This is a genomic window from Pseudomonas sp. UFMG81, from assembly GCF_015354575.1.
Taxonomy (GTDB): domain Bacteria; phylum Pseudomonadota; class Gammaproteobacteria; order Pseudomonadales; family Pseudomonadaceae; genus Aquipseudomonas.
The window spans coordinates 159745-179318 of sequence record NZ_JACAFQ010000002.1 but is presented as its reverse complement, the minus strand read 5'-3'; the positions used below and the strand labels follow the sequence as shown (position 1 = coordinate 179318).

The 19574-nt window shown below is 62.5% G+C and carries 21 protein-coding genes and 1 pseudogene; 8 read left to right on the top strand and 14 right to left on the bottom strand.

Features of this window, described 5'->3' with window-relative positions:
- Positions 1-10: 10 nt before the first annotated feature.
- From IX761_RS02650 to flgB, 9 genes are all read right to left on the bottom strand, one after another.
- On the bottom strand, positions 11-1120 hold the full coding sequence (locus IX761_RS02650; protein ID WP_416366755.1) for a flagellar basal body P-ring protein FlgI: 1110 nt from the start codon (positions 1118-1120) through the stop codon (positions 11-13).
- A gap of 12 nt (positions 1121-1132) precedes the next feature.
- Positions 1133-1828: a flagellar basal body L-ring protein FlgH gene (gene flgH, locus IX761_RS02645; RefSeq protein WP_194787995.1), complete on the bottom strand. Its 696-nt coding sequence runs from the start codon at positions 1826-1828 to the stop codon at positions 1133-1135.
- Positions 1829-1905: 77 nt separating this feature from the next.
- Entirely contained in the window at positions 1906-2691 is a 786-nt protein-coding gene (gene flgG, locus IX761_RS02640) for a flagellar basal-body rod protein FlgG (protein ID WP_194787994.1), read from the bottom strand.
- Positions 2692-2739: 48 nt separating this feature from the next.
- Positions 2740-3480: a flagellar basal-body rod protein FlgF gene (gene flgF, locus IX761_RS02635; RefSeq protein WP_194787993.1), complete on the bottom strand. Its 741-nt coding sequence runs from the start codon at positions 3478-3480 to the stop codon at positions 2740-2742.
- 180 nt (positions 3481-3660) lie between these two features.
- Positions 3661-3846 carry a hypothetical protein gene (locus IX761_RS02630; protein WP_194787992.1) on the bottom strand — a complete coding sequence of 62 codons (186 nt, stop codon included), beginning with the start codon at positions 3844-3846 and terminating at the stop codon, positions 3661-3663.
- Positions 3847-3918: 72 nt separating this feature from the next.
- Complete coding sequence (flgE, locus tag IX761_RS02625) at positions 3919-5277, bottom strand: flagellar hook protein FlgE (RefSeq protein WP_194787991.1); 1359 nt, start codon at positions 5275-5277, stop codon at positions 3919-3921.
- 30 nt (positions 5278-5307) lie between these two features.
- Positions 5308-6009, bottom strand: a complete 702-nt coding sequence (gene flgD, locus IX761_RS02620; protein ID WP_194787990.1) for a flagellar hook assembly protein FlgD — start codon at positions 6007-6009, stop codon at positions 5308-5310.
- 15 nt (positions 6010-6024) lie between these two features.
- Positions 6025-6468, bottom strand: a complete 444-nt coding sequence (flgC, locus tag IX761_RS02615; RefSeq protein WP_194787989.1) for a flagellar basal body rod protein FlgC — start codon at positions 6466-6468, stop codon at positions 6025-6027.
- A gap of 2 nt (positions 6469-6470) precedes the next feature.
- Complete coding sequence (gene flgB, locus IX761_RS02610) at positions 6471-6878, bottom strand: flagellar basal body rod protein FlgB (protein WP_194787988.1); 408 nt, start codon at positions 6876-6878, stop codon at positions 6471-6473.
- Positions 6879-7231: 353 nt separating this feature from the next.
- Here flgB and IX761_RS02605 point away from each other — a divergent pair, with 353 nt between their 5' ends.
- A complete protein-coding gene (locus tag IX761_RS02605; protein ID WP_323744554.1) occupies positions 7232-9835 on the top strand; it encodes an autotransporter outer membrane beta-barrel domain-containing protein in 2604 nt (867 codons plus the stop codon).
- A 66-nt stretch (positions 9836-9901) separates the two neighbouring features.
- Here IX761_RS02605 and cheR read toward each other — a convergent pair whose 3' ends face one another.
- Both cheR and IX761_RS02595 read right to left on the bottom strand, forming a co-directional pair.
- Complete coding sequence (cheR, locus tag IX761_RS02600) at positions 9902-10729, bottom strand: protein-glutamate O-methyltransferase CheR (RefSeq protein ID WP_194787987.1); 828 nt, start codon at positions 10727-10729, stop codon at positions 9902-9904.
- 51 nt (positions 10730-10780) lie between these two features.
- Positions 10781-11710: a chemotaxis protein CheV gene (locus IX761_RS02595; protein WP_194787986.1), complete on the bottom strand. Its 930-nt coding sequence runs from the start codon at positions 11708-11710 to the stop codon at positions 10781-10783.
- A 63-nt stretch (positions 11711-11773) separates the two neighbouring features.
- Between IX761_RS02595 and flgA the strand changes: the two genes are divergently transcribed.
- From flgA to IX761_RS02560, 7 genes and pseudogenes are all read left to right on the top strand, one after another.
- Entirely contained in the window at positions 11774-12523 is a 750-nt protein-coding gene (gene flgA, locus IX761_RS02590; protein ID WP_194787985.1) for a flagellar basal body P-ring formation chaperone FlgA, read from the top strand.
- A gap of 175 nt (positions 12524-12698) precedes the next feature.
- The gene (gene flgM / locus IX761_RS02585; RefSeq protein WP_194787984.1) at positions 12699-13013 is read left to right on the top strand and encodes a flagellar biosynthesis anti-sigma factor FlgM; all 315 of its coding nucleotides are present in this window, start codon (positions 12699-12701) and stop codon (positions 13011-13013) included.
- A gap of 46 nt (positions 13014-13059) precedes the next feature.
- On the top strand, positions 13060-13527 hold the full coding sequence (locus IX761_RS02580; protein ID WP_194787983.1) for a flagella synthesis protein FlgN: 468 nt from the start codon (positions 13060-13062) through the stop codon (positions 13525-13527).
- Between the two features lie 80 nt (positions 13528-13607).
- Positions 13608-14351, top strand: coding sequence for a flagellar brake protein (locus IX761_RS02575; RefSeq protein ID WP_194787982.1), 744 nt, complete (start codon positions 13608-13610; stop codon positions 14349-14351).
- 129 nt (positions 14352-14480) lie between these two features.
- Complete coding sequence (locus IX761_RS02570) at positions 14481-15101, top strand: hypothetical protein (RefSeq protein ID WP_194787981.1); 621 nt, start codon at positions 14481-14483, stop codon at positions 15099-15101.
- Between the two features lie 112 nt (positions 15102-15213).
- Positions 15214-15300 (top strand): annotated as a pseudogene (locus IX761_RS02565) (pilus assembly protein PilZ); the annotation flags it as partial.
- A gap of 158 nt (positions 15301-15458) precedes the next feature.
- Positions 15459-16043, top strand: coding sequence for a hypothetical protein (locus IX761_RS02560; RefSeq protein WP_194787980.1), 585 nt, complete (start codon positions 15459-15461; stop codon positions 16041-16043).
- A 30-nt stretch (positions 16044-16073) separates the two neighbouring features.
- Here IX761_RS02560 and IX761_RS02555 read toward each other — a convergent pair whose 3' ends face one another.
- The 3 genes from IX761_RS02555 to bkdR all read right to left on the bottom strand — a co-directional run bounded on the left by IX761_RS02555 (position 16074) and on the right by bkdR (position 19548).
- Positions 16074-17414 (bottom strand): MFS transporter, encoded by a 1341-nt coding sequence (locus IX761_RS02555; RefSeq protein WP_194787979.1) that lies wholly within the window; start codon positions 17412-17414, stop codon positions 16074-16076.
- Between the two features lie 131 nt (positions 17415-17545).
- Positions 17546-18787, bottom strand: coding sequence for a glutamine synthetase family protein (locus IX761_RS02550; RefSeq protein WP_194788164.1), 1242 nt, complete (start codon positions 18785-18787; stop codon positions 17546-17548).
- Between the two features lie 272 nt (positions 18788-19059).
- Positions 19060-19548, bottom strand: coding sequence for a Bkd operon transcriptional regulator BkdR (gene bkdR, locus IX761_RS02545; protein WP_125465000.1), 489 nt, complete (start codon positions 19546-19548; stop codon positions 19060-19062).
- Positions 19549-19574 lie beyond the last annotated feature (26 nt).

Here is a 19574-nt window from a genome sequence, read left to right as displayed (position 1 = left end):
CCAGCCGTCCTCAGATCACGATCAGGTCGGCCTGCAACGCGCCGGCCTGCTTCAGGGCTTCGAGGATGGCCATCAGGTCGCTCGGCGCCGCGCCGACCTGGTTGACCGCACGGACGATCTCATCCAGCGTGGTGCCGGGACCGAACTTGAACATCGGCTTGGCTTCCTGCTGGGCGTCAACCCGCGAGCGCGGCACCACGGCGGTCTGGCCATTGGAGAACGGCCCCGGCTGGCTGACGATCGGGTCTTCGGTGATGGTCACGGTCAGGCTGCCGTGGGTGACCGCCGCTGGCGACACCTTGACGTTCTGGCCAATGACGATGGTGCCGGTACGCGAATTGATGATGACCTTGGCCACGGCCTGGCCCGGGTCGATCTCGAGGTTTTCCAGAATCGCCAGGTAGTCCACGCGCTGGCTGGGGTCCATGGGCGCGGTGACCCGTACCGAACCGCCATCGACAGCTTGTGCCACGCCCGGGCCGAGCAGGTCGTTGACCTTGTCGACGATGCGTTTGGCAGTGGTGAAGTCGGGGCGGTTGAGGTTGAGCGTGAGGCTGTTGCCCTGGTTGAAGCCGCTTGGTACCGCGCGCTCGACGGACGCACCGCCGGGGATACGCCCGGCCGACGGCACGTTGACGGTGATCTTCGAACCGTCGCGGCCCTCGGCATCGAAGCCACCGACCACCAGGTTACCCTGTGCGACGGCGTAGACGTTGCCGTCGATACCCTTGAGCGGGGTCATCAGCAGGCTGCCACCGCGCAGGCTCTTGGAGTTACCGATCGACGACACCGTGATGTCGACCACCTGGCCGGGCTTGGCGAAGGCCGGCAGGTCGGCGTGCACCGACACCGCAGCGACGTTCTTCAGCTGCACGTTGCCCGAGCCTGGCGGTACCTTGATACCGAACTGCGACAGCATGTTGTTGAAGGTCTGCAGGGTGAACGGGGTCTGGGTGGTCTGGTCACCCGTGCCGTTCAGGCCCACCACCAGACCGTAGCCGATCAGCTGGTTGGAGCGCACGCCGGAAATGCTGGCGATATCCTTCAGGCGCTCGGCGTGAGCGCCGAACGCGCAGGTCAGGAGAAGAGTCGCGGCAATCAACCGCCTAGCGTTGAACATGGTCATCCGTACTCAGAAGGGCCAGAGCGGGCTGATGAAGAAGCGGTCCAGCCAACCGGGCTGGCTGGCATCGGCGAACGAGCCGGTGCCCGAATAGGTGATGCGCGCGTCGGCCACGCGAGTGGACGGCACGGTGTTGTCGGTGGCGATGTCGTCGGCGCGGATCATGCCGGCGATGCGCACCAGCTCTTCGCCGGTGTTCAGGGTCATCCACTTCTCGCCGCGCACGGCGATGATGCCGTTGGGCAGCACTTCGGCGACGGTGACGGTGATCGAGCCGGTCAGGGTGTTTCCCTGGGTGGCCTTGCTGTCGCCCTTGGTGGTGCGGTCGCCGCTGTAGCCTGCTTCGAGCGACAGGTCACCGCTACCGAACGGGTTGTTGGTGTTCGGGGTGGTGCCGAACAGCGAGGTCAAGCCAATGTCGGCCTTGCTGTTCTTCTGGATCTGCGAGCCTGCATTCTTGCTCGCCGAGGTGCGCTCGTTGAGGGTGATGGTGATGATGTCACCCACCCGGAACGCCTTGCGGTCGCTGTACAGGTTCTGCTCGAAACCGGCCTGGTAGATCGAGCCGTTGTTGGCCGCCGCCGGCAACGGGGTGCGCGGCAGGACCGGCGCGTAGTACGGGTCGTTTGGCTTGGGCGTCGGCGCGACGCAACCGGCCAGCAACACCGCCCCCCCAAGGGCGAAAACGGACAACAGACGATTCATGACGCTTACCTCACGGTGTAACAGGCGCTGCAACAGCGAGCGGATGAACAATGGCCCGCCAGGCGGGCCATCAGGGCTTACAGCTGCTGGGTGACGAACGACAGCATCTTGTCGGCTGCGGAGATGACTTTGGAGTTCATCTCGTAGGCGCGCTGGGTGGTGATCATGTTGACCAGCTCTTCCACGGTGCTGACGTTGGAGTTTTCCAGGGTCTGCTGCAGGGTGGGGCCGAAACCGTTCAGGCCCGGGGTGCCGATCTGCGGCGCGCCGCTGGCAGCGGTCTCGAGGAACAGGTTGCCGCCAATCGCCTGCAAACCGGCCGGGTTGATGAAGTCGGCGGTCTGGATGTTGCCGATGACCTGCGCGGCCGGGTTGCCGGCGGTGGTGATCGACACGGTGCCGTCCTGGCCGACGGTGAAGCTCTGCGCTTCCGGCGGCACGACGATCGCCGGTTCCAGGGCAAAACCGTTGGCGGTGACGATCTGGCCGTCGGAGTTCAGGTGGAAGGTGCCGTCGCGGGTGTACGACACGGTGCCGTCCGGTTGCAGTACCTGGAAGAAGCCACGGCCGTTGACCGCCATGTCCAGCGGGTTCTCGGTGGTCTGCAGGCTGCCGGTCTGGAAGTTCTTCTGGGTGCCGACGATGCGCACACCGGTACCGACCTGCAGGCCGGACGGCAGCTCGCTGTCCTGGGTCGACTGGGCACCTGGCTGGCGTTTGATCTGGTACAGCAGGTCCTGGAACTCGGCGCGATCACGCTTGAAGCCGGTGGTCGAGACGTTGGCCAGGTTGTTGGAGATGACCGTCAGGTTGGTGTCCTGGGCGGACAGGCCGGTTTTAGCGACCCAAAGAGCCGGAAGCATTTAGTGTTCTCCTCGTGCGCCTGTTTTACGGCACCCGTTCAAATGTGATTAGCCGATTTGCAAAACCCGAGCCATGGCTTGATCGCCTTCCTCGGCCGCTTTCATCATCTTGACGTGCAACTCGAACTGCCGGGACAGCGCCAGCACCGAGGTCATTTCCTCGACGGCATTGACGTTGCTGCCTTGCAGGAAGCCCGATACCACGCGCACGTTGACATCGGCGTCGGCCGGCTGGCCGCTCTTGGTGTGGATCAGCCCGTCGGTGCCTTTGGTCATGGTCTTGATGTCGGGGTTGACCAGCTTGATCCGGTCCACCTCGGCCATGACCCGCGGGTCCTCGCCCATGGCGCGGATGCTGATGGTGCCGTCGTCGCCCACCTCGACCTTCTGCTCGGGTGGAACGGCGATCGGGCCGCCATTGCCCATGACCGGCATGCCGTTGCCGGCGCGCAGCACACCGAGCGCGTCAATGTTCAGGCTGCCGGTGCGCACGTAGGCTTCGCTGCCATCGGGCGCCTGCACGGCGATGAAGCCATCACCGGTGACCGCCACGTCCAGCTCGCGCCCGGTCTCGACCAGGGGGCCTGCGCTGAAGTCGGTGGCCGGCCGCTCGCTCATGGCGAAGGCCCGCGCCGGAAAGCTGTCACCGAACACCGGCATCGAGCGCGCCTGCTCCAGGTCGCGCTGGAAACCGTTGGTGGAAACGTTCGCCAGGTTGTTGGCATGGGCCTTCTGCGCCAGCGCGTTCTGGCTGGCACCGGTCATGGCCACGTAAAGCATCTTGTCCACAGTCATCCTCCGCTGCACTGGCGGCCGTTTGCCGGTCGCCGTGGCTATGCAGGCTCTAAAGCAAGTTCCGAACCAACTTTTGAAAATCAACAAAAAGCCCGTAAATACGGGCCCTTGGCGAAGCATCGAGGGCAGCCGACGCCGGTTATCCGGCGCCTGTTTGCCGCAGGCGGCAAGCCCTTACAGCTCGCGACACCCGGCATTGTTGAAAGGCCCGGCAAACCGCCGCCAGCCCTCCCCCGGCGACCACTGCGAGCACACCAGGCGCCCATCGGCCTGGCTCTCCCAGCGCCACCAGGGCGCCATGGCGGCCTGCGCCTGTAACAAACAGAACGCAGCGGCAACAGCAACGATCAACTTCTTCACGATTGCACTCCTCGAAGACGACGAACCCCTTGCAAGCAAGGGGTTCGTCAATGCATCACCCACCAACGACCATCAGGTCATCTGGATCACGGTCTGCATGATGGTGCTTTCGGTGGAGATGGTCTTGGCGTTGGCCTGGTAGTAGCTCTGCGCCTTGATCAGCTCGACCAGCTCCTGGGTGAGGTTGACGTTGGAGGCTTCCAGCGAGTTCGACTCGACCGAACCCAGGGTGCCGGTCTTCGGCGTGTCGATGCCCGGGATACCGGAGGCGAAGGTTTCCTTCCAGCGCGTACCACCGACCTGCTGCAGGCCCTGCTCGTTGGCGAAGCTGGCAATGGCCACCTGGCCAATGGCGCGGGACTGCTGGTTGCTGAAGCTGGCGAACATCACACCGTTGGAGTCGATCGACAGGCTCGACAGGATGCCGGTGGCATAGCCATCCTGGGACTGCGACATGCGCGCGGTTTCGGTGCTGTACGAGGTGGTGCTGTTCATCGACAGGCGCATGCCGGCGGCGTTGCCGGCCGAGCCGTTGGCAGCCCAGGTACCCGCTGCGTTCTTGGCCGCCGGCACCCAGCCGACCAGACTGAAGGTGTTGTTGGTCACGCTCCAGTTGGCCGCCGGCACGCTGGTGTTGTCAGTGGCCATGGTCTTGATGCTGCCGTCGGCATTGAAGCTCATGGTGCCGGTCAGCGGGGTGGTGCTGGCGGGGTCCAGAGGGTTGCGCCCATCGACCAGGGTGTACATGGTCCACTGGTTCTGACCGGTCTTGCGGTAGAACTGTTCCATGGTGTGCTCGTTACCCTGACTGTCGTACACCTTGGTCGGGAACGACTTGGTGTAGGTGGTCTGGTCAGCCGGGTCGAACGGCTTGTTCGGCACCATCACCGGCGGCGTCGCGCCGTTGGAGACCTGCAGCGGGATATCGGCGGCCGAGGAGTTCAGGTTGATGCCCTGATCGACCAGGGTGGTCGACTTCGGCGCCAGCGCCGAGGTGTCGATCTTCAGGTCGGTCATCACACCCTTGATGATGTTGCCGTTGGCATCGGCAGCGTAACCTTGCATGCGCAGGCCATCGGAGGTGACGACGAAGTTGTCCTTGTTGGTCTGGAAGGCACCGGCACGGGTGTAGCTCAGCGAGCCGTTATCCGACAGGACGAAGTAGCCCTGGCCCTGGATACCCATGTCCAGCACGTTGCCGGTGTTGTTGATGTCGCCCTGGGCGAACTGCTGCGAGACCGCGGCGGTGCGCACACCGTTGCCGACCTGGTTCTTGCCCACGCCCAGACGGTTGGCGCCGGCATAGACGTCGGCGAACTCGGCGCGCGACGACTTGAAGCCGGTGGTGTTGACGTTGGCGATGTTGTTGCCGGTGACGTCGAGTTGCTTGTTGGCCGCGTAGAGGCCGCTAAGGCCGATATTGAAAGACATGTGTTCGCTCCTTCTGCCGTCCTAGCGGCCTTAGATTCCGATGGTTTGTACTTTGGAGATACCGATCTTGCCGATGCCGGCAAGGTTGAGCATCATCTCGCCGCCGTTCTGGAAGCTGACGCTGTTGACCGTCGCCGGCAGCAGCGTGTACATCGTCTGCGCCTTGCCATCGACGGTGGTGGTGGCGGTGAAGGTGTAGTTACCCGGAGCAACCACTTCACCCTTCTCGTTCTTGCCATCCCAGATGAAGTCGGCGTTGCCGGCCTTCTGCTCGCCCAGCTGGATGGTCTTGACCACGTTGCCATCCTTGTCCTTGATGGTGACCTTGCCCTCGGTGATGGCCTGGGGCACGACCACCTGGCCGTTGAAGCTCTTGGCGGTGTCGACCACCGCCTTGTCGTTCTGCACGATCACCGAACGGCCGACCAGGGACGAAGCCTGCAGCGCCTGGGACGAGCCCATGCCACTGATGATCGAGTTGACCGAACTGTTGAGGGTCTGGATACCCTCGAGGCTGCTGAACTGTGCCAACTGCGCCACGAACTCGCCGTTATCCTGGGGATCGAGCGGGTTCTGGTGCTGCATCTGGGTCACCAGCAACTGCAGGAACGCATCCTTGCCCAGGGCGTTCTTGTCGGTGCTTTCGGTGGTGGTGTTCTTCTTGGTGCCGGTGCTGACCCCGGACGAGGCCAGGACGTCATTGAGGTTCGTGCTGGTGCTGTCGACTGCCATGGTCTGGATTCCTTATCACTGACCCAGGGTCAGCACTTTCTGCATCATGGTCTTGGCGGTGTTCATCAACTCGGCGTTGGTCTGGAACGCGCGGCTGGCGGAGATCATGTCAGCCATCTCCTCGACCACGTTGACGTTGGGGTAGTAGACGTAGCCGTCCTTGTTCGCCGCCGGGTGGTTGGGCTCGTAGCGCGCCTCGAGGTTGCTCTGGTCCTCGATGATGCCCTTGACCTGAACACCCTGGCCGGCCTGGCCCTGGTCCTCGAACAGCGACTGGCCCGCGCCGTTCTGCGCCTCCTGGAAGGTGGTGGCGAATACCGGGTGGCGTGCGCGGTAGGTCTGGTCGATGCTCGAGGAGACGGTCTCGGCGTTGGCGATGTTCGAGGCCACGGTGTTGAGGCGGGTGTTCTGCGCGCTCATGCCGCTACCGGCGATATTGAAGACACTGGCAAGGGACATGGTCACTCTCCACGCAGGGCCGATACCAGCCCTTTGAATTTACTGTTGAGCAGGGTGAAGCTGGCCTGGAAGCCGACGGCGTTCTCTGCGTAGTTCGACTGCTCCATCTGAGCATCGACGGTGTTCTGGTCGATCGACGGCTGCATGGGGGTGCGGTATTGCAGGGTGTCGTCGGCCATCGCCAGGCCTTCGGCCTCGATGTGGCGATTGTTGGTGCGATCCAGGGCGAAGCGGCCCTTCTGCTGCTTGTCCGCCTCGGCGGCGAGCACCGACGAGAAGTCCATGTCACGCGCCTTGTAATTCGGCGTGTCGGCGTTGGCGATGTTGTTGGCCAGCACCTCGGCGCGCTGAGCGCGGAAGCTCAATGCCTTTTCGTGGATACCAAGCGCCTTGTCGAAGCTGATGCTCATGTCGGGGAAACCTTCGAAGGTTGACCAGTGATGCGTTGGCAAAGCTTTAGCAAAGGCTGTGCCAAAACCTGATTCCCGCATGAATGCTGGCCCGGCGCCTGCAATCCACGCGCTCGCTGCCAGAAAAGCGGCAAAGCGCTTCCGCCTGCAACGGCCAAAGCGGCAAATGAGAGACGGCAAAAGCGGCAAACCAAAAAATTGACGCCAAACAAAAGTATCAATGTGCCACTATCCGGGATAGCATCGCCGTCCGCGCAAAGGCGTGGCTGAGCAACGCTCTCGGAGGAGACCGCAGGCCTTACGTCACGCAGGGAAGCGCACCGCTACCACGACGATTTCCAAGGAACGAAAACGTGCCTGCCCCGATATTTCGCAAGACCCTCCTCGCCCTGGCCCTCAGCGCCAGCCCGCTGCCCGCGGTGGCCGCTAGCGGCCCACAGACCATCACCCTGACCAATGCCGGCTACGCCAGCCAGCACCAGACCTACGGCGACGACCTGACCTTCGACGGCCGTTTCAACGACATCAGCCACACCGCCATCGACCTGCTCGACGCCAAGGTCCTTGGTGACCTGACGTTCGCCAGCACGATCAACGACCTGAGCGGCAACTCGATCAACCCCGCGAGCAGCGCCAACGGTATCCGCATCGCCGACAGCGACCTCAGCGGCTATTTCTACCAGCGTGGCGATGTCAAGGTCACAAGCCCAGGCGGCACTGCCCTGAAGCTCAGCGCGACCACGATCGATGGCGACCTGGTCAACGAAGGCCTGCTTCAGTCGGGGATCGATTTCTTCAGTTCCCAGAACACCTCTGCGCGCTACGGCATCGACCTGGCCTCCACCAGCGGCGGCAGCACCCTCGTGCGCGGCGACCTGATCAACGCCAACGGCGCGCGCATCATCGTCAACGGCGACCAGGGGCGCGGCATCAACCTGGCAGGCGCCAGCCTCGAGGGCCGAGTGATCAACAACGGCGAGCTGCGCGTACTGGGCCCCGGCGCAGTTGCCATCGACGCCACCACCGGCAGCACGCTTGCCGGCGTCACCAACAACGGCCTGATCAACATCGGCGCACAGGACTCGATCGGCATCAACCTGGACGGCGCCACCCTGGTCGACAGCATGGGCCAGCAGGTGGTCAACAGCGGGCATCTCACCGCCGGCAACATCGCCATCAAGATCGGCAATGTCGCCTACGACGGCGCCGGCCTGTCGCCGCAATACAAAGCCAACGGCAACCTGAACATCTTCAACAGCGGCGCCTTGTGGGCCAGCAGGGTGGCCATCGACGCCACCACCAGCAATCGCCCGGTCGAGCTGATCATGCGCGAAGGCAGCGACATCCAGGGCACCCTCGACGGCCTGGCCAACATCGAAGTGGAAGGCAACGCCAGCTACGAGGTGTCCTTCCTCAAGCAGGGCGGCCCCGACATTCGCCTGCGCAATGGCGGCTGGATCGAGGTCGGCGACGCCGGCTCGCCGCCGGTGACCTTCACACTCAACAGCCTGCACACCGTCGTCGAAGGCAACCTGCGGGTGGCCGATCACTCGGCGCTTGGCCTGTTCCTGGGCGAAGAAACCGACCCCACCCTGGCGGTGCTCAAGGTCAGCGGCATTGCCGAGTTCGGCCAGGATGCGCGAATCGCCCTGTCCCCCGAGAACGAGGACTACCTGCCCGGCGGTGGGCGCTACCTGCTGCTCGAGGCCGGCCAGGTCCAGGTACTCGACGCCAGCGGCCAGGCGCTCGACCCCAACGGCAAGCCCAAGGTGGTCAGCACCTCGGCCCTGCTTGATGTGCGCAGCAGCACCCTGGAAGCCAACAAGGTCTATATCGAGGTCAACACCAAGTCGGCGCAGGCCATCGAGCAGATGGTCCAGCGACAGGGCGGTGGCGACAACGACCAACGCGCCCTCAACACCCTGGCGCGCTCCGGCCTGCTGGCGTACCTGGGCAAGGACGACGCTTTGCTGCGCGCCATCTCCCACGCCGACGAAGCACAGCTGGCCAGGCTGGCCGAGCAACTGGCGCCGGACGTCAGCGATGGCGCCCGCCAGGCCGCCAGCGCCAGCCAGCGCCTGATCACCAACATCACCCTCAACCGCACCAGCGGCATGCGCGGCATGGCCTCGGGCGACACGCTCCAGGACACCGGCGTATGGGTGCAGAGCCTGTACAGCGACGCCACCCAGCAGCGCCGGGACGGCATCTCGGGCTACAACGCCTACAGCCGCGGCATCGCGGTCGGCGCCGACGGCAAGCTCGACGACCAGTTGACCCTGGGGCTGGCCTACAGCTTCATCGACACCGATATCAATGGCAAAGGCGGCGACAAGACCGAGGTCGAGGGCCATGCCTTCACCCTGTACGGTGGCTATGAACTGGGCAACTACTTCATCGACGGCAACCTGACCTATGGCTTCAATGACAACGAGGGCAAGCGCGACATCGCCAATACCCGGGCCAAGTCCGACTACGACAGCACCCAGCTGGGGTTGAACCTGGTCGCCGGCTATACCTGGCAAGCCAGCTCGCAGTGGCTGGTCGAGCCTCGCCTGGCCGCACGCTACAACCGCGTCGACATCGACAGCTACAAGGAAAAGGGATCGTCCGCGGCGCTGAAGACCGAAGACCAGCGCTACGAAGCCATCGAACTGGGCGCCGGCCTGCGTGTGGCAGGTCACTATGCCCTGGGCACCGGCACCCTCGAGCCGCAGTTCAAGCTGATGACCTATCACGACTTCGCCGCCGACAAGATCCAGAACACCTCGACCTTCCTGGTCGGCAGCACACCGTTCGTGACCCACGGCGCCAGCACCGCGCGCAACAGCTACGAGGCCGGCGTGGGCGCCGACTACAAGCTGGGCGCGGTGACCGTCGGGCTCAACTATGACTACGTGGGCAAATCGGGTTTCGATGCAGACGTATTCTCGGCCAAGGTTCGCTACGACTTCTGACCGTTAGCCACACCCATGAAAAAAGGCCGGTATCTCGCGATACCGGCCTTTTTTAGTTTTCAGACCTTACTTGGCCTGGTAGATGATGCCCGGGCTGCACTGCACCATCTGGTAGTGGTCCGGCAGGCCGTTGAGCGCTTCGGACGCGCCGAGGAACAGGTAGCCGCCCGGCTTCAGGGTGCTGTGAATGCGCATGAGGATGTCCTTCTTGACCTGGGCCGAGAAGTAGATCAGCACGTTGCGGCAGAACACGATGTCGAACTTGCCCAGCGGCGCGTAGCTGTCGAGCAGGTTGTAGGAGCGAAACTCGACGCGGCTGCGGATGGGAGGCTTGATTGCCCAGCGCCCCGGCCCTTTCGGGTCGAAGTAGCGCTGCAAACGCTCCTGCGACAGGCCACGGGCAATCGCCAAGCTGTCGTATTCACCGGTCTTGCAGTTGTTGAGCATCGCCCCGGACAGGTCGGTGGCGACGATCTGCGCGCCCATCTTCAGCTGGCCGAGGTTGCTTCGCTCAAACTCGTCGATGGCCATGGAGATCGAGTAGGGCTCCTGGCCCGACGAACAGGCCGCCGACCAGATGCGCAGGCGCTGGCCCGGGTTGCCCTTGATGAACTCCGGGATCACCTTGTTCTTGAGCACTTCAAAGGGGTAGGTGTCGCGAAACCACAGCGTCTCGTTGGTGGTCATGGCGTCGACCACCTGCTCGCGCAGGCCGCCCCGCGGCTGCGCCTGGATGCGTTGCACCAGCTCGCCCAGCGACTTGATGCCCTGCTGCTCCATCAGCTTGTTGAGACGGCTGGAGACCAGGTACTGCTTATTCTCGCCCAGCAAGATGCCACAGGCTTTCTCCAGGAAGACCCGGAACTGTTCGAAATCCAAATTACCCGTAGACAATGCTGCCGCCTCTTTCTAAATCGCTAGCGCCGGGGACGAGCCCCGGCCGTTTCAATGCGCCGCCTTGATCCGGTCGACCACGCGCTGGGCAAGGTCGTCCGGCTTGAACTTGGCCAGGAAGTCATCGGCACCGACCTTCTTGACCATCGCCTGGTTGAATACCCCGGACAGCGAAGTATGCAGGCAGATGTGCAGTTTCTGCATGCGCGGATCACTGCGGATCTCCGCGGTCAGCGTATAGCCATCCATCTCCGGCATCTCGATATCCGAGATCATCATGAGGAACTCGTCCTCGGGTCGCTTGCCCTCGTCCACCAGCTTGCGCAGGTAGTCCAGGGCCTGACGGCCATCATTGAGCGCCACCACCTCGACGCCGACGGTCTGCAGGCAGCGGCTGACCTGCTTGCGCGCCACCGACGAATCATCGACGGTCAGCACCCGCAGCAGCACGGCCTTGTCCTGCACCTCGGCGTCGATCACACCTTCAGACACCGACTCGGACGACGGCGCCACCTCCGCCAGCACTTTTTCCACGTCGACGATCTCGACCATGCGGTTGTCGACCCGGGTCACGGCGGTGAGGTAGTGATCGCGGCCGGTACCCTTGGGTGGCGGATGGATCTCTTCCCAGTTCATGTTGACGATGCGCTCGACCGAGTGCACCAGAAAACCCTGGGTCTTGGTGTTGTACTCCGTGATGATCACGAAGCTTTTACGCGTTTCTTCCTTCAACCCAGGTAGACCAGTCGCCATCGACAGGTCCAGGATCGGGATGGTCGCCCCGCGAATGTTGGCCACGCCGCGCACCACCGGGTGGGATTTGGGCAGCAGCGTCAGTTCCGGGCACTGCAGCACCTCCCGGACCTTGAACACGTTAATGCCGTAGAGCTGGTCGCCATTGAGGCGGAACAACAGCAGCTCCAGGCGATTCTGACCCACCAGTTGGGTGCGCTGGTTGACCGAATCCATCACTCCAGCCATGCCGGACTCCTTCAACGATTGCCTGTGCAGCGAATCGGCACGGGCTTTGCTTTTTTGAGCACCATGTACACGAAAACGACATTTTTCCGACGACTGACGCGCCAGCTCAAGGGCTGTCTGGCCGCGCTGTGCCTCATGGCACCCGGCGCTCACACGCTGGCGGATTCCGTTACCTTGCCTGAACAGCTTATCGGTGTCACCCAAGGGTTTCTTGAATTCACCGTGGAAGATTACTTGGCGACCACCCAGACCAGCGGGCGCTACGAGATCGAGGTCAACAAGCTCGATCCGCGCCTGCGCATGCCGCTGTGCAGCCAGCAACTGGACGCCTCGCTGGAAAGCCCCACCCCGCTCGGCCGCGTCACCGTGAAGGTGCGCTGCGAGGGCAGCGCCCCGTGGACGGTGTTCGTGCCCGCCCAGGTGCGGCTGCTGCGCGAGGTGGTGGTGATGACCCGGCCACTCAAGCGCGAAAGCGTGATCGGCGACGGCGACGTGGCCCTGCGCGAGCGTGATGTCGGCACCCTGGGGCCGGGCTACCTGACGCAACTGGACCAGGCCGTGGGCATGAAACTGCTCAGGCCCACGGTGATCGACCAGGTATTGACGCAACAGGCGATGCAGCAGGCGGAGGTGATACAGAAGGGTGACCACGTGGTGATCATCGCGCGCAGCGGCACCCTCAGCGTACGCATGCCAGGCGAAGCCTTGAGCAAAGGCGGGCTGCAGGAACAGATCCGGGTACGCAACCTCAACTCCAAACGCGTGGTCAAGGCCCGGGTCACAGGCCCCGGCCAGGTCGAGGTGGCCATGTAACCCTTTGATCGCCCTATAGCGACAGAACGCTGGCGGTGAGGCACCTTGCACCCTAAACTGTGTCGAAAATCGGGTAACGCCAGCCTGCAGACAGGCGGCGATGCATTCCTGGCTAAAGTTTTGTTCGGGTTGGCCGAAAACAGGGCATGCGTCCAAATACCCAGAGGTTCTGATCATGGTCATCGACTTCAGTCGCTTGAATACTTCTCCGTCCGTCACCGGCGGCGTTCGCGGCAATGCCGCGCCCGGCAACGCCGATAAAGCCGGCGCAGCCAGCGAAGCGCCAGCCCGCGCCAATGCCAGCGGAGAAGCGGTACACCTGAGCCAAGAGGCCCAGCAGTTGCAGAAGATCAGCGATAAGCTGCGCGACCAGCCCGCCGTCAATAGCGCCCGCGTGGCCGAGTTGAAGCAGGCCATCGCCGACGGCAGCTACAAGGTCGATGCCGGCCGGGTCGCCAGCAAACTGCTAGATTTCGAAGCCCAGCGCTGAATCCAGACGCGCTGGCTTCAAGGACGCAACGAGCCAAGAGTTAGCCATGCACGACATCACGCTGCTGCAATTGATCGAAGACGACATCGCGCCCACGCAGGAACTGCTCGACCTTCTGCAAAAGGAGACAGTGGCCCTGCACGGCCGTGACATGCAGGTCCTGGAGCAGATCCTGGCCCGCAAACAGTCACTGGTGGTCTTGCTCGAACAGCAGGGCATGCGCCGCAACCAACTGCTCAGCGAGCTCGGCCTGAGCTGTGACCGTTCCGGCGTGCAGGCTGTGGCAGCGCAGTCGAGCAACGGCGAGATCATTCTGCAGCAACTCGATGTGCTCACCCAGCTGATGGACACCTGCCAGAAGGTCAACGAGACCAATGGCCGGATCATCCAGGTGCAACAGCACGCCACGGCCAACCAGATCAGAATCCTCAACGGCGGCGATTCCCCTTCGCTGTACGACAGCCGTGGCACCACCTCGCCAATGGCCAAGCCCCGGGCGCTCAGCCAGGTGTGATTAGTTCTATCAAGGCACGGAACATACTGGCAAAATGCCGTAACTTGCGTGTGACGTTTTTGCCTGGAGATTGAAAACCCGTGTTCAATGAAACCGATGCTCCCCAGCCACCAAAGGTGCTCACCACCCCTCTGGAGATCACGGCCAACCTGCGCCAGCTGCTGGACAGCCACGATCCGCTGATCATCAGCTTCCATGAGCGCAGCCAGCGATTCCAGAGCTACGTGGTGCATGTCGACCGTGACGCCGGCGTGCTGGCGCTGGACGAAATGATCCCACGCGATGGCGAGCGGTTCATCGAGAACGGCGAACCGTTCCGCGTCGAAGGCTTCCACGATGGCGTACGCATCGCCTGGGAATCCAGCACGCCCCTGACCATCACCGAGATCGATGGCCACCGCTGCTACCGCGGCCCGTTGCCCGACGAGGTCACTTATCACCAGCGCCGCAACGCCTTCCGCGCGGCGCTGAAACTGTCGCAACTGGTCGACGTCGTCCTCGACGGCACCCACCTGAAGGGTAACGGCGCCCTGCGTGGCAAGTTGCTGGACATCTCCGCCACCGGCTGCAAGCTGCGTTTCGACGGCAATGTCGAAGAGCGTCTGCAACTGGGCCAGGTGTATGAGCGCTTCAAGGCCGCTAACCCGCTAGGTCTCACCGACACCATGGTCGAGCTCCGTCACCTGCATTTCGAGGAGCGCATCAACACCACTTTCGCCGGCGTGCGCTTCCACAACCTCAGTGGCCAGGCGCAACGCAAGATCGAGAGTTTCGTCTATCAACTGCAGCGCGAAGCGCGGCGGTTCGACAAAGACGATTATTGATCCTTATGCCTGATGCGCAAACGCCACCCATTGGGTGGCGTTTGCATTTTCCCATTTGCAATACAAGCCGGAACCGGCGCTAAGGGAGCAACCGCTTCCAACTTATGCGCGGGCGTCTGACGGAATAGTGTGAATTCTCTGCGCTCAACCAGAGCGCTTTTCGAGAGTACCCGCACTATGCTTCCTACAGATTTTACCGCTGAACTGCATTGCAAATATGGCCAGGTAGGCGCCGCTGACACGCCAGCGCTATCCCTCACCTCAACCGCTATTGATCAGGACGGATGGCTGTGCACAGAGAATACTCGACCGAAAAACCTCGGTTTCACACCCATCACTTTTTCCTTCAAATTCATTGACACGATTGATGGCAAAAATCATTACCGAATCAACGCCGTTGGAACCTGGAACTTCGACGGCGCGAAGCTCGAGCGTAACCACAACGGCTGGGTGGGCCTATATGGAACACATATTGTAGGGCGCATTACGGACGCCCTGAATCCCTTTAACCATTTTTTTAGCGCCCCGCATAGATGGGAAATCGAAGTCTTGGATGACTGGAACGGCGAGGCCGCAAGCGCTGAAGGCAAGGAGTTCTGGCTGCGCGACCGCTGGGGCTATAGAGTCGCGCAGACTGAGGTCGAATGGAGTGAAATTACAGGTAGAGAGAGGACACTGCTGTATCTCAACGCAAGTAACCTCGACGGTGAAATACTGAAATTCCACCTGCGTAACATCAAAGTGTCCTGAATCCTTGGCCCTTACCGCATGGTTACGCGGGTGATGGCTCGCGCAATAGGGTTTCGACAGACGTTGACACCCTACACCGCACGCCCTTCCTCGACTTCAGGCTATCGACGTGATCCGCAGCCAGGCGCAGCGCAAGATCGAGAGCTTTGTGTACCAGCTGCAGCGCGAGGCGCGGCGCTTCGATAAAGACGACTACTGATCAACCGCCAGACATGCAAACGCCACCCATCGGGTGGCGTTTTCGTTGTTGGCCATCGCCCAAGGCTGGAAAGGCGTCCAGCTGATGTCAGTGCACACAATTGCTTAATGATGCAGGCCTCAAGCCCATCCAGGGCACCATCAGCAACAGGAGGCTTCATGATTCTTGAGAATTTCACTGCCGAGCTGCACTGCCGACACGGCCAGGTTGGTGTTGCAGACACCTCATTCACCGACAACATTATCACCAGCGCCGACGAAGATGGCTGGCTGTGCACCCGCAATGCACGCACGAACCAGGAGGGATTCAAGGCAGTCTCATTCAACTTCAAGTTCCATAAAAAGAACAGTGATCGCATCCTATACGCCATCAGCTGTGCCGACGAATGGGACTACATAGACGCCAGACTCGAGCGCAACAAAAATGGCTGGCTGGGGCTGTATGGCACTCACATAGCAGGACGATACATCGATGCGATCAGTACTCTCATTCATGGGAGCCAAGAGTACATCTGGAGGATCGAACCGCTACAAAAATGGGACGGTAATGTGAACAGCGCCGAGACTATCGAGTTCTATATTCGCGACCACCATGGGCATCGTGTCTCCCAGACCAGAGCTTTGGTCAATGGCCGAGGGAATGGGTCGTACCTGAATGCAAGCGAGCAGGAGGGTGAGATACTGACCTTCACCCTGCGCAATATCGTGCTCGAAAGCAATGGCGAGTGGGAATTTGAGTTGTGACTGCTCCGAGGCGCGGTCTTCGATGAGCGTTTAAACCTGCTTGCCCACTTCAGGCTCCCGTTTAGCCCCCTGCTCCTGCGCAACCGCCTCCTCCTCGGTATCCTCAGCAGCCACTGGCGTCTGCATCACCTCCTGCACGGTTTGCTCATCGACCCGCGGATCAAGTGCAGCCGACAGTGGCGAACCGGCCGCCGGCATGGCCACGTGCCCCAGCGGTGCATCCTGGACCTGGTGCAGCCCGGTAACCGCCTTGGGCCGAATGCGCCAGACCAGCACCAGCGCAAAGAACACGAAGAACGCATACAGCATCTGCGGGCCCAGCACCTTCATCAGCACCCCCGCCGCCAACGGCCCGATGCACGCACCCACGCCATAGGTCACCAACAGCATGGCAGTCAGCGACACCCGCCGCTCGCTCTCCACATGGTCGTTGGAGAATGCCACTGCCAGTGGATAGAGGCAGAACTGCAGCAGCGAGATGACGAACCCGATGGCGAACAGCAACTCCAGCGGCACGCCTGGCAGGATCGCCAGAGGCGCCGAAGCCAGCGCCAGTCCGATTGCCACACTGCGTATCAGTACCGCACGGTCGTAGCGGTCAGAGAGCCAGCCCAGCGGCCACTGCACCACCAGGCCAGCCAGGATGCAGCTACCCATGAACAGACCGATCTGCTCGGTGGACATGCCCTGGCTGGTGGCATACAGCGGCGCCAAACCGTAGAACGAGCCGACGATCAATCCTGAGCCCAGCACAGTGGAGAGCGATTGCGGAACCCGCTTGATGAAGAACTTCGGCTCCATCGGTGCCGGGCGCAACGGTGCGGGGTGGATGCGCCGGGTCATGGCCACGGGCACCAGGCACAGGGCGAAGCACATGGCTACCAGCATCAGCAGCTCCGGCCCCAACTGCGGATGCACCACCAGAATCAACTGGCCGAGCACCAGCCCTAGATAAGAAGCGATCATGTAGCCGCTAAACACCGCGCCGCGATGCTTGGCATCGGCCTGCTCGTTGAGCCAGCTCTCGATCACCATGTACTGGCACATCATGCCCAGGCCGACGATCATCCGCAGCCCGATCCAGACCGGCAACCAGTTGGTCATGCCATGCCCGAGCACCGCCGCGCAGACGATGCCGGCACAGGTGGCATAGGCGCGGATATGCCCGACCCGCCCGATCAACCGATGGCCGACCTTACCGCCCACCGCCAGGCCGAAATAGTTGGCCGCCATCAGCGCGCCGATCCATAGACTGTCGACGTGGTCCGCAGCCAGGCGCAACGCCAGGTAAGTGCTGAGCAGGCCCGAGCCGATCAGCATCATCAAGGCAGCGAAGTACAGCGACTGAAACGGCTTCCAGATATTACGCATACGTCCCGTCAGGCTCCTGGCGCAGGTGGCATTGGGTTGCAGGCAAGCATAAAAGCAAATTAGCCGCGACGCAGGCCCCCTGCGGCGAAAATGACCGCGAGGGGGCGCATCCAGAGGAGGTTGTGTCGCGCTCAGGCCTGCGCAGCCAGCACCCGGCGCTCCCAAGGTGTGATTTCATCGAAGAAATCGGTCAGCTCCAGGGTCTTGGTGGCGACGTAGCCTTCGATGAACTCATTGCCGAACAGTTCCCGCGCCAGCGCACTGCGCCTGAGCCGCTCCAGCGCTGCATGCAAGGTGCAAGGCAGGCTCAGGTGCTCGGGTACTTCGAACTCGCCCTGGATCGCCGGCGCTGGCGCGATCTGCTGTTCGATGCCATGCAGGCCGGCCGCGAGGCTGGCGGCAATGGCCAGGTAGGGGTTGGCATCGGCGCCCGGCAAACGGTTCTCGACCCGCCGGGCCGCCGGCGAACTGGCCGGGATACGAAGCCCGGCAGCGCGGTTATCCTCCGACCAGCAGGCATTGTTCGGTGAGGCATAGGGGTGACACAGGCGCTGGTAGGAATTGACGTTCGGCGCGAACAGCGCGGTGAAGTCAGCCAGGCAGGCCTGCAGGCCACCGATGAAGTGGTGGAAGGTATCGGTCGCCCTGCCCTGCTCGTCGCTGAACACGTTGCGACCACTGGCGATATCCACCAGGCTCTGGTGAATATGCATCGAACTCCCTGGCGTGTGTGCCAGCGGCTTGGCCATGCACACCACGGTCAGGCCATGGCGCAGCGCCACTTCCTTGAGCAGGTGCTTGAACAGGAAGGTCTGGTCGGCCAGCAGCAACGGATCGCCGTGCAGCAGGTTGATCTCGAACTGGCTGACACCCATCTCGTGCATGAAGGTGTCACGCGGCAGGCCCAGCGCCGCCATGTGCTGGTAGACCTCGTTGAAGAACGGGCGCAGGCCGTTGTTGGAGCTGACGCTGAACGCTGAATGGCCCATCTCCCGCCGGCCATCCTTGCCCAGCGGCGGCTGGAACGGCCGGTGCGGGTCGGTGTTGGGGGCGAATACGAAGAACTCGAGCTCGGTCGCTACCACCGGGGCCAGGCCGCGTTCGGCGTAGCGCGCGATCACGGCCTTGAGCTGACCGCGACTGGACAGCTGCGAGGGGCTGCCGTCGAGTTCGACTGCATCGCAGATGGCCAGGGCGCGGGGTTCGTCGCTCCAGGGCAGGCGATAGATCTGCGTCGGCTCGGCGACCAGCGCCAGGTCGCCATCGTCGCTGCCGTAGTACTTCGCCGCCGGGTAGCCACCCATGATGCATTGCAGCAACACCCCACGCGCCATCTGCAGGCGCCGCCCTTCGAGGAAACCTTCGGCGGTCATCACCTTGCCGCGGGGAACGCCGTTGAGGTCGGGGGTGACACATTCGATCTCGTCGATGCCCTTCAGGAAATCAGCCTGATTGCGTGGGCCTTCGGTCGTCATGACGCTGTCCTTCTTGTTGTGTGCGCGTGCCGGGAATGGCGACGAGCACAACATAGGCCTGGGGTGTTTAAAATATCAAGCACCCCATGGAGCACGGCGTCCTCTTCGCGGGTAAACCCGCCCCCACAGGATTGTTGGCACCCCGTGGGAGCGGGTTTAACAGCGACGGGTCAATGCTCACGCAAGGTCATGCCATTGGCCGGCAACGGCAACGCGGTCTTGTAGCGCACCTGCTTGAGGGCAAAGCTGGAGCGGATGTTCGCCACGCCGGGCAGGCGCGTCAGGTAGTCGAGAAAGCGCTCCAGCGCCTGGATGCTCGGCAGCAGGACCCGCAGCAGGTAGTCGGGGTCGCCGGTCATCAAGTAGCACTCCATCACCTCGGGGCGCTCGGCAATCTCTTCTTCGAACCGGTGCAGCGACTGCTCTACTTGCTTCTCCAGGCTCACGTGAATGAACACGTTGACGTCCAGCCCCAGCGCCTCAGGCGACAGCAACGTGACCTGCTGGCGGATCACCCCCAGCTCTTCCATGGCCTTGACCCGGTTGAAGCAGGGTGTGGGCGACAGGTTGACCGAACGCGCAAGCTCCGCGTTGGTGATGCGGGCGTTTTCCTGAAGGCTGTTGAGAATGCCGATATCGGTGCGATCCAGTTTACGCATGAGACAAATTCACCTGGTTTTTGTGT

Excerpts from the sequence above, each read along its gene's own strand:
- IX761_RS02650 (WP_416366755.1), bottom strand. The coding sequence starts at position 1,120 with ATGTTCAACGCTAGGCGGTTGATTGCCGCGACTCTTCTCCTGACCTGC.
- flgH (WP_194787995.1), bottom strand. The coding sequence starts at position 1,828 with ATGAATCGTCTGTTGTCCGTTTTCGCCCTTGGGGGGGCGGTGTTGCTG.
- flgG (WP_194787994.1), bottom strand. The coding sequence starts at position 2,691 with ATGCTTCCGGCTCTTTGGGTCGCTAAAACCGGCCTGTCCGCCCAGGAC.
- flgE (WP_194787991.1), bottom strand. The coding sequence starts at position 5,277 with ATGTCTTTCAATATCGGCCTTAGCGGCCTCTACGCGGCCAACAAGCAA.
- flgD (WP_194787990.1), bottom strand. The coding sequence starts at position 6,009 with ATGGCAGTCGACAGCACCAGCACGAACCTCAATGACGTCCTGGCCTCG.
- flgC (WP_194787989.1), bottom strand. The coding sequence starts at position 6,468 with ATGTCCCTTGCCAGTGTCTTCAATATCGCCGGTAGCGGCATGAGCGCG.
- flgB (WP_194787988.1), bottom strand. The coding sequence starts at position 6,878 with ATGAGCATCAGCTTCGACAAGGCGCTTGGTATCCACGAAAAGGCATTG.
- IX761_RS02595 (WP_194787986.1), bottom strand. The coding sequence starts at position 11,710 with ATGGCTGGAGTGATGGATTCGGTCAACCAGCGCACCCAACTGGTGGGT.
- flgA (WP_194787985.1), top strand. The coding sequence starts at position 11,774 with ATGTACACGAAAACGACATTTTTCCGACGACTGACGCGCCAGCTCAAG.
- flgM (WP_194787984.1), top strand. The coding sequence starts at position 12,699 with ATGGTCATCGACTTCAGTCGCTTGAATACTTCTCCGTCCGTCACCGGC.
- IX761_RS02580 (WP_194787983.1), top strand. The coding sequence starts at position 13,060 with ATGCACGACATCACGCTGCTGCAATTGATCGAAGACGACATCGCGCCC.
- IX761_RS02560 (WP_194787980.1), top strand. The coding sequence starts at position 15,459 with ATGATTCTTGAGAATTTCACTGCCGAGCTGCACTGCCGACACGGCCAG.
- IX761_RS02555 (WP_194787979.1), bottom strand. The coding sequence starts at position 17,414 with ATGCGTAATATCTGGAAGCCGTTTCAGTCGCTGTACTTCGCTGCCTTG.
- IX761_RS02550 (WP_194788164.1), bottom strand. The coding sequence starts at position 18,787 with ATGACCGCCGAAGGTTTCCTCGAAGGGCGGCGCCTGCAGATGGCGCGT.
- bkdR (WP_125465000.1), bottom strand. The coding sequence starts at position 19,548 with ATGCGTAAACTGGATCGCACCGATATCGGCATTCTCAACAGCCTTCAG.